The sequence below is a fragment of the Flavobacterium sp. NLM genome (assembly GCF_002210235.1).
GTDB classification, from domain to species: Bacteria; Bacteroidota; Bacteroidia; order Flavobacteriales; family Flavobacteriaceae; genus Flavobacterium; species Flavobacterium panici.
The window spans coordinates 1-14,754 of the sequence record NZ_LIAC01000025.1 but is presented as its reverse complement, the minus strand read 5'-3'; the positions used below and the strand labels follow the sequence as shown (position 1 = coordinate 14,754).

Below are 14,754 nucleotides of genomic sequence, written 5' to 3'. Positions count from 1 at the left end.
CATGCAAAAAGTAAATGTTTGGAAGGAAAAAATAATCCTGCCAACTTATGAGGTGGGCAAACCTGAAAAAAATCCTGTATTTATTGAGAAAAGAGTGTATCAGGGAAGTAACGGATCTGTATACCCGTATCCGGTTATTGAAAAAATAGCAGACGAAAAAACGAACAAAGAATATCAGGCGGTTTATCTTGAAAATGAATTTATTAAAATAATGATTTTGCCTGAACTTGGCGGACGAGTTCATATGGCATATGATAAAACTAAAAATCGTCATTTTGTGTATTATAATCAGGTTGTAAAACCGGCATTGGTTGGACTTACTGGCCCGTGGATTTCTGGCGGAATCGAGTTTAACTGGCCGCAGCATCACAGACCAACGACTTTTGATCCGGTTGATTTTACAATAGAAGAACATGAAGACGGAAGCGCAACAGTTTGGTGCAGCGAAGTAGAACGTATGTTTAGAACCAAAGGAATGGCAGGTTTTAGATTATATCCTGATAAAGCATATTTAGAAATCAAAGCGCAATTGTACAACAGAACATCTTTTCCGCAGACATTTTTATGGTGGGCAAATCCGGCAGTTAAGGTAAATGACGATTATCAATCGGTTTTTCCACCAGATGTAAATGCTGTATTTGATCATGGAAAACGTGACGTTTCTTCTTTCCCAATTGCAAAAGGGACGTATTATAAAGTCGATTATTCTCCGGGAACAGATATTTCCCGTTATAAAAATATTCCGGTTCCAACATCTTATATGGCGATTGCTTCGAAATATAATTTTGTGGGCGGATATGAAAATGATTCTAAAGGCGGATTACTTCACGTAGCTAATCATCATGTTTCTCCGGGAAAAAAACAATGGACTTGGGGACACGGAGATTTCGGTCGTGCGTGGGATCGTAACCTTACCGACGAAGATGGTCCGTATATCGAATTAATGTGTGGTGTTTATACCGATAATCAGCCGGATTTTACGTGGATTATGCCAGGCGAACAAAAGGATTTTACACAATATTTTATGCCATATCGTGATTTGGGTATTGTGAAAAATGCGACCAAAAATGCGATGGTTAATTTAGAAAGTATTGATGATAAATTAGTCATTAAAGCGTATACAACGGGCGTTTATCCTAAAGCTACTATTACTTTAAAGAATAATAATGTTGTTATATTTCAAAAACAATATGATGCATCGCCATACAATTCGTTTGAAGAAACAATTGATTTTAATTTTGGTTTAGAAGGATTATCAATTGCCGTAACCGATGCTGATAATAAAGTTCTGGTAGATTGGAATTATGAAGGTCAAAACGAAGACGAAATTCCAGAAGCTGCAAAACCTGCGCTTGCGCCGGAAGATATCGAAAATAACGAACAATTGTTTCTAACGGCTCAGCATTTAGAACAATACAGACACGCTACTTACAGCCCGATTCCGTATTATGAAGAAGCTATAAAACGTGATTCTGGCGATATTCGTTCGAACAATGCAATGGGATTATGGCTGATGCGCCGAGCAAAATTTGCAGAAGCGGAACCTTATTTTAGAGCAGCAATAAAAACATTGACACAGCGAAATCCAAATCCATATGAAGGCGAAGCTTATTTCAATTTAGGATTATGTCTTAAATATCAAAATAAAAACGAAGATGCTTACAGTGCTTTTTACAAATCAACATGGAATGCGGCCTGGCAAAATCAGGGCTATTTTTATGTTGCACAGCTTGATGCTTTAAAAGGCGATTACGATTTGGCATTAACACATATTAAAAAAGCGATTTCTAAAAATACCGAAGATCATAAAGCACTGCATTTAAAAGTGGTACTTCTTCGAAAATTAAATCAAAAAGAAAAAGCGCTTCAGCTTGCCAATACTTATTTAGAAAACGATTCATTTAATTTTGGATTGCTTTATGAGAAATATCTTTTAAGCAATGATAAAAAAGACCTCAGCTATTTTAATTCGCTTATCCGAAACAACATTCATACGTATATCGAATATGCTTTAGATTATAATGCAGCAGGTTTTTATGAAGAAGCTTCAGAATTATTAAATGAAGGTTTGAAAGATGAAAATACATACCCAATGGCGTGGTATTTTGCGGGTTCTTTTTATGAAAAATTAAATGATTTCGGTCAAGCCGAAAAATGTTTCAAAATGGCCTCTGAGGCAAAACCAGATTATTGTTTCCCAAATCAGGTTGAAGCTGCATTGGTACTTCAAAATGTAATTGAGAAACAAACCAATGATGCTAAGGCGTTGTATTATTTAGGTAACTTTTGGTACGCTGCGAAGTTTTATGATGATGCTATTTCTTGCTGGGAACAATCTGTTGCTGTAGACAATAGTTTCCCTACGGTACATCGTAATTTATCATTGGCATATTATAACAAATTGAACGACGAACAAAAAGCGCTTTCAAGTTTAGAAAAAGCTTTTTCATTGGATTTAGAAGATTCAAGAATCCTGATGGAATTAGATCAATTGTACAAACGTTTGAACAGAGATTTGGTTTTCAGACTTGCTTTCTTAGAAAAACACTTAGAATTAGTAATTCAGCGTGATGATGTTTATTTAGAAAGAGCCGCTATTTATAATCTTTTAGGAAAACATGATAAAGCCTTAACCTTATTACAAAACCGAATTTTCCATCCGTGGGAAGGCGGCGAAGGAAAAGTGAGCGGACAATATCTTATTTCTTTAACTGAAATTGCGAAACAGCAAATCTCACAAGGAAATTATGACGCAGCGATAGAACTGTTAGAACAGGCTCAAATTTATCCTGATAATTTAGGCGAAGGAAAACTTCCGGGCGCACAGGAAAATGATATTCATTACTGGCTTGGCGTTGCTTACGAAAAGAAAAATGATCTGAAAGAAGCTAATAATTGGTGGCAAAGCGCCACACAAGGATTAGATGAACCAACGGCCGCTATTTTTTATAACGATCAGCAGCCGGATAAAATTTTCTATCAAGGTTTAGCTTTCCTAAAATTAAATAATGCTGCTGAAGCCGGAAAACGTTTTGAGAAATTAGTTGCGTATGCTCAAAAACATGTAAACGATTCTATTACGATCGATTATTTTGCAGTATCACTTCCAGATCTTATGATTTGGGAAGATGATTTAGATAAAAGAAATAAAATTCACTGTCTATATATGCAGGGATTAGGACTTTTAGGTCTTGATAAAAAAGCAGAAGCAGAACAGACTTTTGAAACAGTTCTTGCAGAAGAAAAAAGCCATTCAGGCGTTACGATACATTTATCCTTATTGAAAAATGAGGAATCAGTTTTTGTTTAAGTTAGTATTGGTAATTTAAGTTTAGCCCCGATAGATTTTAAAAACCTGTCGGGGCTTCTGGTTTTAATCCTGCAAGGTTTTGGAAACCTTGCAGGAACTCCGTGAAGGCGATAAGAATGCATGCAATAATAAAATTAAAATCTGCGATAATCCATTCAACCCGCAAAACCCGTGGGCAATAATATCTAATTAACTGGTCTATCCTCTAATTTAGTTCCCCATTTTTTATTCGGTTTTGATCCCATACTAAATTCTAAAACTCCACCATTCTCAATATCCGATTGATGAATAAAAGCCTTAGTATATGTTTTACCATTGCTTTCAGCTTTAATTGGAGGCTAGAAGAATTAATTTAAAAAAGGCTTTAGCCAAAACTTATTTTTAATTGCCTCATGCTTTAGCTGGAGGTTATTGAAATTAGATTCAAATAGGGCCTTAGCCAAAACATTATGATTTTGGCTAAAGCCCTTTGTTTAATAGACTCTTTTAAACCTCCAGCTAAAGCAGGAGGCAATTAATTTAGAATTTGATTTAAATATCTTTTTATTGATATTTCTGAGTCCTGCAAGGTTTTCAAAACCTTGTAGGTTTAGTTTTTTATTTCCTTTTACAATTTAATACCTACAAGGTTTTGAAAACCTTGCAGGAATCATGCTCTATAATTTAGAAGATATAATCTCTTTCAATTCTCCATTTACTTTCACTTTTACTTTTGCTGGTATAGGAGATAATATTTCATATTTAGTGATTTTTCCTTTTTCCCATTGCATATTTATGGTAAAGTTCCCTTCGGCTTTAAGCCCTTTTACTTCACCTTCCTTTAACCAAACCTCAGGCATAGCAGGCAATAAATCTATAAATCCGGCGTGGCTTTGAATCAGCATTTCGCCAATTCCTGCGGTGGCTCCAAAATTTCCATCAATTTGAAACGGCGGTCCTGCCGAAAGTAAGTTTGGATAAACTCCTCCTCCTGCTCCATAATTGATATTTGTAGCAAGCGTTGGTCTCAAAATTGTTTTTAATAATTTATAAGCTCTGTTTCCTTCTTTCAAACGAGACCAAAACAGCATTTTATAAGCAATTGACCAGCTTGGGCCATCATCGCCTCTAACTTCAAGAGTTTTCTTCGCCGCTTCGGCAAGTTCCGGTGTGCTTTCTGGAGTTATTAAAGAAGCAGGATATAATCCGTATAAATGAGAAATGTGACGATGCTGTGCGTCTGGTTCTTTATACGGTTTTAGCCATTCCTGAATTCTTCCGTCGGGACTAATAACTCCCGGTGGCGGTAATAATTTTAATCTTTTTTCAAGATCAGATCTTAAATCTTTATCGATTCCAAGTTTTTGAGAAGCTGTGATTACATCATTAAATAATTCACGAACAATTTGGTTATCAATTGTCGGTCCCATACAAACATGCGCATCCTGACCATTAGGCAAGAAAAAGGAATTTTCAGGAGAAACTGACGGCGAAGTTACCAGCCAGCCCGTTACCGGATCCTTTACGAGCATGCTGTTGTAAAACTGCGCAGCTCCTTTTATAATTGGATAGATTTCGGCAAGATAATTTTGGTCATTTGTATACAAATAATGGTTCCATAAATTGTTGCACAACCAGCCTGAACCTGCTTTTGCAATTCCCCATGAAGCACTTTCGCCCGGTTCTGTAAATCCCCAGACATTGGTAATTACGTGTGCAACCCAGCCATCCGCATTGTAGTAGGCTTTTGCTGTTTTTTCTCCGTAAGGAACCATTCCTTTTACCAAATCTTTTAATGGAAGATTTAATTCTGAAAGATTTCCGGTTTCCAAAGCCCAATGATTCATCTGAACGTTTACATCAAGATGATAATCTCCGTTCCATGGTGTCTGTACCTGATGCGCCCACAATCCTTGTAAATTTGGCGGAAGCAATCCAACTCTTGTGCTGCTTATGCTTAAATAACGTCCGTATTGGTAAAACAAAACCGGAAGTTCGGTATCTGAATCTGGTTCTTTTAAAAAGGCATCTAAACGCTCATTTGTAGGCAGTACTTTTTTGTCTGATTTTCCAAAATTCAAAGCCACACGATTGAATAGTTTCTGATAATTCTGAATGTGGATTTTCTTCTGATCCTGATATTTCTTTTGAATTGCTGTATCTAAAATTTTATCTACAGAAGTTTCAAAACTTTTATCTTTAAAATCTGTTCCTGCGGATATGTAAAGTACAACTTCAGTGGCATTTTTTATTTCAATTGAATTATTGGTATATAAAGCACTTCCGTCTGTTGTTTTAGCTTTTACTTTGGCTTTATATTTCATTCCTTTTCCGTCAATTCCATTGTTCAGCTGACCTGTCATAACAAGAGAATTGTCGTTTTCATTTGCCGTTTTAAAATGTTCTGGTCGGTCTAACTGTACGGTAAAATTCAGTTTTCCTTTTTTACTTGAAGTCAATTTTACAAAAAGGGCATCATCACCAAAACCTGCAAAATATTCACGCTTGTAAGCAACTCCGTCAATGGTAAATTGTGTTGATGAGGTTGCGGTTTGTATGTTTAGGTTTCGGCTGTAATTTGTGGCTTGCGATTTAGTTTTGTAATCAAATTTCAGGGTCATATTTCCTAAAACCTGATAACATCCAAATTGTACATTTGCACCGTCGCCGCTTCCTGATCCCGGGCCTGTACATACAAAATTATCATTGATAAGTTTCTCGGCTTCAGTATTTTTATCTGCTAAAAGCAATTCTCTTATTTGAGGCAGAAATGAAAATGCTTTATAATTGTTGGCATCTTGTGGTGATCCGCTCCAAAGGGTGATATCGTTTAGAACCAATTTTTCGGTTGCAACACCGCCGTCGGGCATAATTCCTAAACGTCCGTTTCCTAAGGGTAATGTTTCTTCCCATTGAGAGGCGGGCTTTTTATACCATAATTCCAATGCGTTATTTTGTGAATAACCTAAAATGGGTATTAGTATAAATAGTAATGCTTTTATTTTTTTGATATTCATGTTGTTTGTTTTTTTGCCACAGATTAAAAGGATTGGAATGATTTTTTTAATCTGTGAGAACTTGTATATTTTTTTCTCCGTTTCGATTAAACCTGACAGGTTTTAAAAACCTGTCAGGTTTACTATGAGAATCTTTTAGTCTTTAAATTATACCTACAAGGTTTTGGAAACCTTGCAGGATTTGAAGCTGATTATTTATTATACGGAATCGCTTTTACAACTGGTTTTTCTCCATTTTTTAAAGCTGATTCATCAAATTCTATGGTGACTTCTTTGCTTTCTCCTTTTAGCAAAGTAAAATAGCTGTCACTTACAATTGCAGGTAATATTTGAGTTCTGGATTTTTCATTTACTACTTGTATCTGGATTCCGAATGCAATTCCTGAAGGGCTTGAAATCTTCGATTTAATAATATACTTCCCGTTTTGTTTTACCACTTTACTGGAAACATTTACGTTTGCTTTTGGCAATTTATTCAAATCTGTGAAATCTTTCATATTAGAACCTCTCCAATAAAAATTCTCACTCATTACTTTATTCTGTGCATCTTTTAATTTTAATCGGATGAAATGTACCGGACTTAAACTGGAAGTATCGGCATTCGTTTCTGCTCCAAAAACTTTGAAATCATACAACGAATATCCCCAGCCAGAACCGCGTTTTATTCCCAGCATTCTAATATAACGCCCTTTGGTTACGTCAAACGAAATATTCTGAAGTCCTTGTTTTCCATCTTTAATCGTACTTACATCTGTCCAGTTTTTTGCATCTGTACTTATTTGAATTTTATATTCTTTTCCGAATGCATTTTCCCAGTTTAAAACTACGCGATTGATAATATATTCATTTTCAAGATCTACATAAATCCATTCATCATCTGTTGATTTACTTGCCCAGCGGGTATTTGAATCACCGTCTGTAATATCTTTAGTGTTTCCGCCCTCTGTTGAAGATGCAATAACATTTTTTTGAAAGGCTAAATCTTTCTGATTGGAATAAAACGGAATTACGAAACTTTCTGTCGCTGTATTTGAATAAGAATCTACTGTGGCATTTTGACTGAACTTTGCTACCGATTTTCCATCTAAATTATAAACTATTGCTTCGGCAGTCAAATTCTTGAAATCCGTACCGGTCGTATTAATTACTTTAACTGAATTATTTACTGGACTCCATTGAATATGCATAGGTTCACATGCCGATTTTACGCCCCAATACGCTCCTGTTAAGTCATAATAATAATCGTAAGTCTGCCAAACCATACTTGGATAAGAGGACTGACTCATCCAGATCATTATTCCCGAAGCGTCTTCCCACATATGATCTAACCAACCTTCGTACATGGCTTTGTTGGTTTCGATATTTAATAATTGAGCTTTTCTGGTATATTCTTCCAGATTATTTGGCTTGCCGTAACGTTCTGTTATGCTTTTATCGTAATTATCGGGAGAAGCATTAAAGGCTTTTTGTCCAAAGAAATGTTTGTCCCACATATCGTTTCTTGGCCACCAGTCTTTTTCCGGAATAAACTTTTTGAAACTTTCCATATTAGGAAAAACGGCTGTACCAATTTCTGATCTTAAACCCCAGCTTGGACCGTCTCCTGTTCCCACATAAGGTTCCGGATATTTTGTAAAATAAAACCTTGGATCTTTATTGCCCCAAAGTCCGCTGCCGCTTAAGTTTCCTGTATTAGAACATGGCTGATAATAACGGTCGTTGTTGTCAAACGTTTTGATGTTCTCGGCAATCCATCCGTTGAGTGGAGGTTGAGGTAAACCTTCATTATTTCCGCACCAGATTGCAATACTGGCATGATTTCTTACCCTTTTGATTTTCTCAATCACATTGCTGTTGAAAACATGAATATCTAAAGGAAGATTTGGATTTGCATTTAGCCAAAAATCATCCCAAACCATAATTCCGTATTTATCGCAAGCCTGGTAAAATTCATCATCTGTTGTTGAACCTAACCAGTTACGAATAATATTGTAATTCATTTCCTTGTGAAGTTTGACTTTCAAATCGTATTCTTCACCTCTGCAGCGAAGCATATACTCACTCATTCCCCAATTTCCTCCTTTTAGAAAAACGCGTTTTCCGTTAATCGAAATGTGCAAAACACCGCCTTCTGTATCGTAGGTATATTTTTTGATTCCGAAAGTTATTTTTTGGGAATCAGAAACTACATCTCCAATTTTAAATGTGAATTGGCAGGTATATAAATTAGGATCTCCGTAACCATTTGGCCACCATAATTTAGGGTTTTGAATTGAAAGTTCCGGAAATTGTTCTTTGCTTAATTTTACACTGGTAACTGCATCTGCATCAAGACTTATTTTTTTAGAAAAAGTAATATTTCCAGGCATAATTACGCCTGTTAAAACTCCTTCCTGATTTTGTGCAGATGAATTTTTAAGGTCTACTTTAACATCCAAATCTGCACGTGCATTAGTTGGCAGATTTGTATGAACCCAAGGATCTGCAATTGTTACTTTATCTGTATTGCTTAAAAATACATCATCTGTAATTCCTGAGTTTAATCCCGGTACATATGGCATCCAGTCCCAGCCGGCACTCGAAATATAAGTTGGACTTCCGTAATTGTTTAAAGGCTGTTTTGGAATGCTTACTAAAATAGTCAGTACATTTTTTGCTTTGCGATGTACCAGTTTTGTAACATCAAATTTACCACGCTGCATCATTCCGCTAAGCGTGGCTAGTTTTTTTCCGTTAAGATAAATATCCCCTTCACGATTGATTCCTTCAAAGTTGAGCCAGATAATTTCTTTGGTGAAATTTTCAGGAATACAAAATTCTGAACGATACCAAAAACTGCGGTCGTATTTCGATTTATCCACCTGATAAATATTGTCGCCAAAATTGGGATCTTTTTCTAAACCGCTCACGACATAAGAATTAAAAACTGTACCTGGAACTACTGCTTTTACCCAGTCTTTATCTGAATAATCTGCAGCAGCTATTTTAAGGCTGTCTTTTCCTAATTCTGCCTGTGGTTTTACTTTCCAGACAATGTCTGAAGAGTTCAGACTTACTTTATTCTGAGCATAAAATTGGAACGATAAGGCATTTAAAACAAATAAAGTGATATAAACCTGAATTGTATTGAATTTCATATTGTTATTTGAATGATGAAAAATTGTAACTAAAAATAAGAATGCCATTTTGGAATAAGTTTTTCTAACAGAATTCTCAGGACTGTTTTATTACCTATACCCAAAATGGCATTACAAATCAAAAACTGTGATTATTAACCAAAAATCACATAACCAAACGATAAAAACTATTTTAAAAGATATTAATAACCAGGATTTTGATCTTCCGGGTTTATATCATCATTAAGCTGAATTTCTTTTAGGGAAATTGGATATCTGTTATGAAATTCGGCTATTGTTCCGCTTTCAGCTGCCCATTTATTACGAGCTTTTACATACTGTACCAATTTTCCTGTACGGATAAGATCCATTCTTCTCCAACCTTCAAATGCTAATTCACGCATACGCTCATCTAAAATTCGGTCTCTGAAATCTGCCTGAGAAAGTCCAGTCCAGTTCATTCCTGCCGGAAGTGTTCCTCCAAAAGCACGGGTACGAACTTGGTTTACATATCCTTCAGCATCTGTAGTACTTCCTAATTCGTTTAAGCATTCTGCGTAGCATAACAATACATCAGCATAACGGATATAGGGTTTGTTTTTCCCTGAATTCCAGAATGATTGTCTTCCGTCTACACGAACGTCTTCATATTTTTTTACGTGCGGATCTAATTCGTCTCCTCCAAAACCTGCCGGAATTGTTGGTGTAATTCCTCTATAGGTAAAGTCATAACGAATACTTGCATCTTTACGTTTATCACCTGGTTCCCAAATACCGCCAGCTGATTTATCTTTATAACAATATTGTGTAGGAACTAATAAATCATATCCTCCAAAATAAGCGTACTGATCTAAGTTTGCGATTGCTCTTGATCCTGTCTGCCACTGAATTTGATTGTTATCAGGCCAGGTATTGTTGAACTGAAATTCATAAAGTGACTCTGTAGAATTAGCATGATCCGGACTAAAAACATCTGCATAATTTGCTAATAAGCTGTATTTTCCTGATGAGATAACTTTTCCTAACCATTCTTTTGCCTGAGTATAATCACGCGCGCCAGAAGCTACAGGAGCGTATAAAAATACTTTACCTAATAATGCCTGAGCAAGGTATTTTACTGGCAGAGCTTTATTTGATTGTGTCGCTGGCAAATTTGCTTCGGCTACTTTAAGGTCGTTGATAATGTATGTATATACATCTGTCAATGGCTGTCTTCCATATCCTAATTCCTGAGTACGTGCCTGATCCAAAATTGGAATTTCTCCCCAGTATTGCGAAAGCTCAAACATTAAACTAGCTCTTATAAAACTAGCTTCTCCAAGTAATATATTTCTACGGGCTGTATCTGCTTCTGTATTGTTATTCAAGGCATATATTGCCTGACCAGCGCTTTGTAAAACTAACCAGCGTGAATCCCATTGCTCGGCCAAAGCAGTATTTTCCTGAGAAAGAAAACCATTATAGTAATCTAATCCAGCTTGTCCCGGAGTTGTCATTACCTGAAATGCTCCTTGCTGCGTTTCATCTGTTCCTAATTGAAACATTAATCCTCCTCTGTCTTTTTGTACATTTCTCCATGAAGAATACATTCCTAAAACAAGAGGTTCAATATTATCCATTTTTGAATAAGTCTGTTCTTCAGTAAGAGCAGTATTTGGGTCCTGATCTAAGAAATCTGAACAGGAAGCAAAAAGCATTATAGATGCCATTGCCGTTAAAATTTTTACTTTCATAATTATATTTTTAATTATTGTCGAAAATTATTTTTAAAGTGAAACATTTAAACCTAAAACAAACATTCTTGAGTTAGGATAACTATCTCCTCCTTCTGGATCGTAACCTTTGTATTTTGTGATCGTAAATAAATTAGATCCGGTAACATAAAGTCTTAGATTTTGAAGATATGCTTTCTCCAAAATTGAATTAGGAAAGTTGTATGACAATGTCAATGCATTTAAACGTAAGAACGAAGAATTTTGAATTGCCAATGATGTCTCATAACTGTTAAATCTTCCACCGCCATAATAAGCTCTTGGTACATTTGTGTCCGTATGCTCTGGTGTCCAACGGTCTAATAAATCAGTATGAGCAGCACTCATTCCGCCAGAACTCATGAAACTTTCATAAGCAGAACTGATTCTTCTTCCTCCAATAGAGTAAGCAAAAACAGCATTCAACCCAAAACCTTTGTAGCTGAAATCAGTTGCAAAACCTCCATAAAAATCCGGATCTGTGTTTCCAACTACATAACGGTCGTTATCATCAATTTTTCCGTCTTTGTTTCTATCTACAGGAACAATATCTCCCGGTTTAACTGTTCTTCCTCCAAAATTGATTTTGCTTATTTCTGTCATATCTGATGCCTGAGCAATTTTATCAAACTCAAATACATAAATAGAATTAACAGATTTACCTACGAATAAATTTCCTGTTCTTTGAATTTCAACTCCGGTATAACCTCCTGTATTGTAGATTGCTGTAGTTTCTCCGTATAACTTGGTAATTTTATTTTTGGCAGATGAAATGTTTCCTGAAACATCCCAGTTAAGATTATTATTTTTTAAAATTTTATAGTTGGCACTAAATTCAACTCCTTTGTTTACCATCGTACCTACGTTGTCTATTCCAGTAGTAAATCCGCTTAAACTAGTTACGCTTTTTACCATTAACAAGTTGTCATTTTTGATATCAAAATAATCCACAGTCATAGAGAATCTGTTATCTGAAGTTGCAAAGTCTAAACCAAAATCAAATTGTTTTTGTCTTTCCCATTGTAAGTCAGGATTTCCTAAATAATCACTTGGTTTGTAAACAACACTTCCATTTGTATAAACTGGTCTATATTTACTTACATAAGCATAGTTTGGTATGTTTTGGTTTCCTGCAATACCATAACTGCCTCGAAGTTTTAATAATTTAATACTTTCTACAGATTCTAAAAACTCTTTGGAAATATCCCAGCCTAAAGCTACAGATGGAAAAGTTCCCCATTTATTATTAGGTCCAAAACGAGAAGAACCATCTAAACGTGTTGTAACAGTTGCGAAGTATTTTTTATCATACGAATAATTTAATCTTCCTGTGTAAGACATTAAAGTCGTTGTAACAAAATCTGAACCTAATGAAAAATCTTGTTTTTGAGATGCGCCATTTAAGTACATATAAGTAAAATCATCTGATGAAAAACCTCTTGCATCAACTTGCGTGTAATTGTTTGAATTTTTCTGCATAGAAAAAGCTCCAAGTGCACTAAAATCGTGTTTTCCTATTGATTTATTGTATGTGATAGTATTATCCCATTGGTAATTCAATTCACTGTATCTGTAATGATTAGCATCTCCGTTTGCAGAATTTCTAATAGATTGTCCTGTATCCATTGGCTGGTACGAAAAGTTAGCCTGGTCAGTAATATCTACAGAAAAAGTAGTTCTTAAGTTTAATCCGTCTGCAGGTTTAATGTTTACATAGTTACTTGACATTAAACGGTTTTTAGAACTTACATTATCAATCGTTAAACTTTTAATTGGATTATAAGCATCTGCGTTTAATACGTCTCCATATTTTAAATAAGTAGCATCTGGATCAATAGGCAATAGTGGATTAGCGCCTAATGCATTTCCGAAAGCACTTCCTTCGATATAACTTGCTTCACTGCGTGAAAAAGTAGTACTTGTACCTATTTGAAGCCATTTTTTAACGTCCTGCGTCAAATTGATTTTTCCGTTATATCTTTTGAAAGAAGATTTTTCTAAAAGTCCATCCTGATCTGCGTAGTTGAAACTCACAAAATAAGAACCTTTATCTCCTCCTCCTGAAAAGGAAAGATTGTAATTAGTCTGCATTCCTGTTCTTGCTACTTCGTCTAACCAGTTGTAGCTTTTTCCTGTTCTGTAAGATTCTAATTCGTATGGGGCAAATACTGTAGATCCGTCTGATTTAATCTGGTTGATGTAAGCAGCACGATCAGCATTTGGATTTTGATCCATATATTGATTTGCAAATGCATCAACTCTAAGATCAAACAATTGCTGTCCGTTCATTAACGGAAGCGTTTTGCTAAACTCAGACATTCCAACCCAGGTATCAAAGTTTATTTTACCTTCACCTTTTGATCCTTTTTTAGTTGTAATTACCACAACTCCATTTGCTCCTCTTGCACCATAAATAGCTGTAGAAGATGCATCTTTTAAGATATCAATATTCGCAATATCATTAGGGTTTATCGATTCAAAACCGCCGTCAATAATAAGACCATCAACAACAAATATTGGATTTGTACCAAATTGTATCGAGTTGTTTCCTCTAATTTTAATACTACCGCTTGAACCCGGAGTTGTATTTTGCTGTACATAAACACCCGCTGCACGTCCTTGCAATGCCTGCACTGCGTTTGCTGTTGGTGTTTCCAGCAGTTTTTCTCCTTTTACGTTTCCTACCGCTCCGGTAAGATCTCCTCTTTTTACTGAAGCTCCTACTACTACTATCTCATTTAATTCCTGTGGACTTGGACTTAAAGAGACATTAATTTCAGATTTATTAGCAATAACCGTCTGCGGATTAAATCCTATAAACTTGAACTCTAAAGTTGAGCCGGATTTTACGTTTGACAATTTATAACTGCCATCTATGTCTGTTACTGTAGAGTTCGGTGTACCTTTTACCAGAATTGTGGCCCCTGGCAATGGTAAATTTTCATTGTCTGTAACTTTACCGGTTATGGTTTGGGAGTAAAGTGTACCGGCACACATCATAACTACTAAGAAGCATAAGTATCTTATTGCAATTCTCATAATAATTTGGTTTTTTAGTTAATAAATTAGTGAGTTAGTTTTATTCTTTTTATTGAGCATTAAAATACGAGAAAACGAATTGACTTATACTATACTATACTACAACATTACAAACATACAAATATTTTCATTACATCCAAATTTATGTTTTAAGAATTTGATATTTTTTTTGATGATTTATTTCGGCTTTAACAGAAATACCAAGCTTTAAAAAGGAAAAAGAAAATAAAGGAATAATTAATTTAAAGAAATCTCAGACAAAACTGAAGAGTGTTGTAATCTAAAACAAAGAAAACAGGTATAATTTACCTGCAAAATCAAAGAAATAATTTTGGACATTTTTAAGATATTTCACACCAAATACGAATAAAAAAAACGCACTGCTGTGCGTCTATACAAAAAATTGGAATGTTTGAATTGTCAATTTTATAATTAATTATATCCACAACGTATATCCGTAGAGGCGCACAGCAGTGCGTCTACGTCAAGTATATCAAATATTGTGGTTACGTTGCGCAAGACGCACTGCTGTGCGTCTCTAC

The 14,754-nt window shown here is 35.3% G+C and carries 5 protein-coding genes; 1 reads left to right on the top strand and 4 read right to left on the bottom strand.

Features of this window, described 5'->3' with window-relative positions:
- Window position 1: 1 nt before the first annotated feature.
- Window positions 2-3,310, top strand: a complete 3,309-nt coding sequence (locus APR43_RS22875) for a DUF5107 domain-containing protein (RefSeq protein ID WP_053472835.1) — start codon at window positions 2-4, stop codon at window positions 3,308-3,310.
- Window positions 3,311-3,966: 656 nt separating this feature from the next.
- Here APR43_RS22875 and APR43_RS22870 read toward each other — a convergent pair.
- From APR43_RS22870 to APR43_RS22855, 4 genes are all read right to left on the bottom strand, one after another.
- Complete coding sequence (locus APR43_RS22870) at window positions 3,967-6,306, bottom strand: glycosyl hydrolase family 95 catalytic domain-containing protein (protein WP_053474444.1); 2,340 nt, start codon at window positions 6,304-6,306, stop codon at window positions 3,967-3,969.
- A gap of 191 nt (window positions 6,307-6,497) precedes the next feature.
- Window positions 6,498-9,491, bottom strand: coding sequence for a discoidin domain-containing protein (locus APR43_RS22865; protein ID WP_240514983.1), 2,994 nt, complete (start codon window positions 9,489-9,491; stop codon window positions 6,498-6,500).
- A 134-nt stretch (window positions 9,492-9,625) separates the two neighbouring features.
- On the bottom strand, window positions 9,626-11,155 hold the full coding sequence (locus APR43_RS22860; protein WP_053474445.1) for a RagB/SusD family nutrient uptake outer membrane protein: 1,530 nt from the start codon (window positions 11,153-11,155) through the stop codon (window positions 9,626-9,628).
- A 33-nt stretch (window positions 11,156-11,188) separates the two neighbouring features.
- Entirely contained in the window at window positions 11,189-14,212 is a 3,024-nt protein-coding gene (locus APR43_RS22855) for a SusC/RagA family TonB-linked outer membrane protein (RefSeq protein WP_053474446.1), read from the bottom strand.
- Window positions 14,213-14,754: the final 542 nt, after the last annotated feature.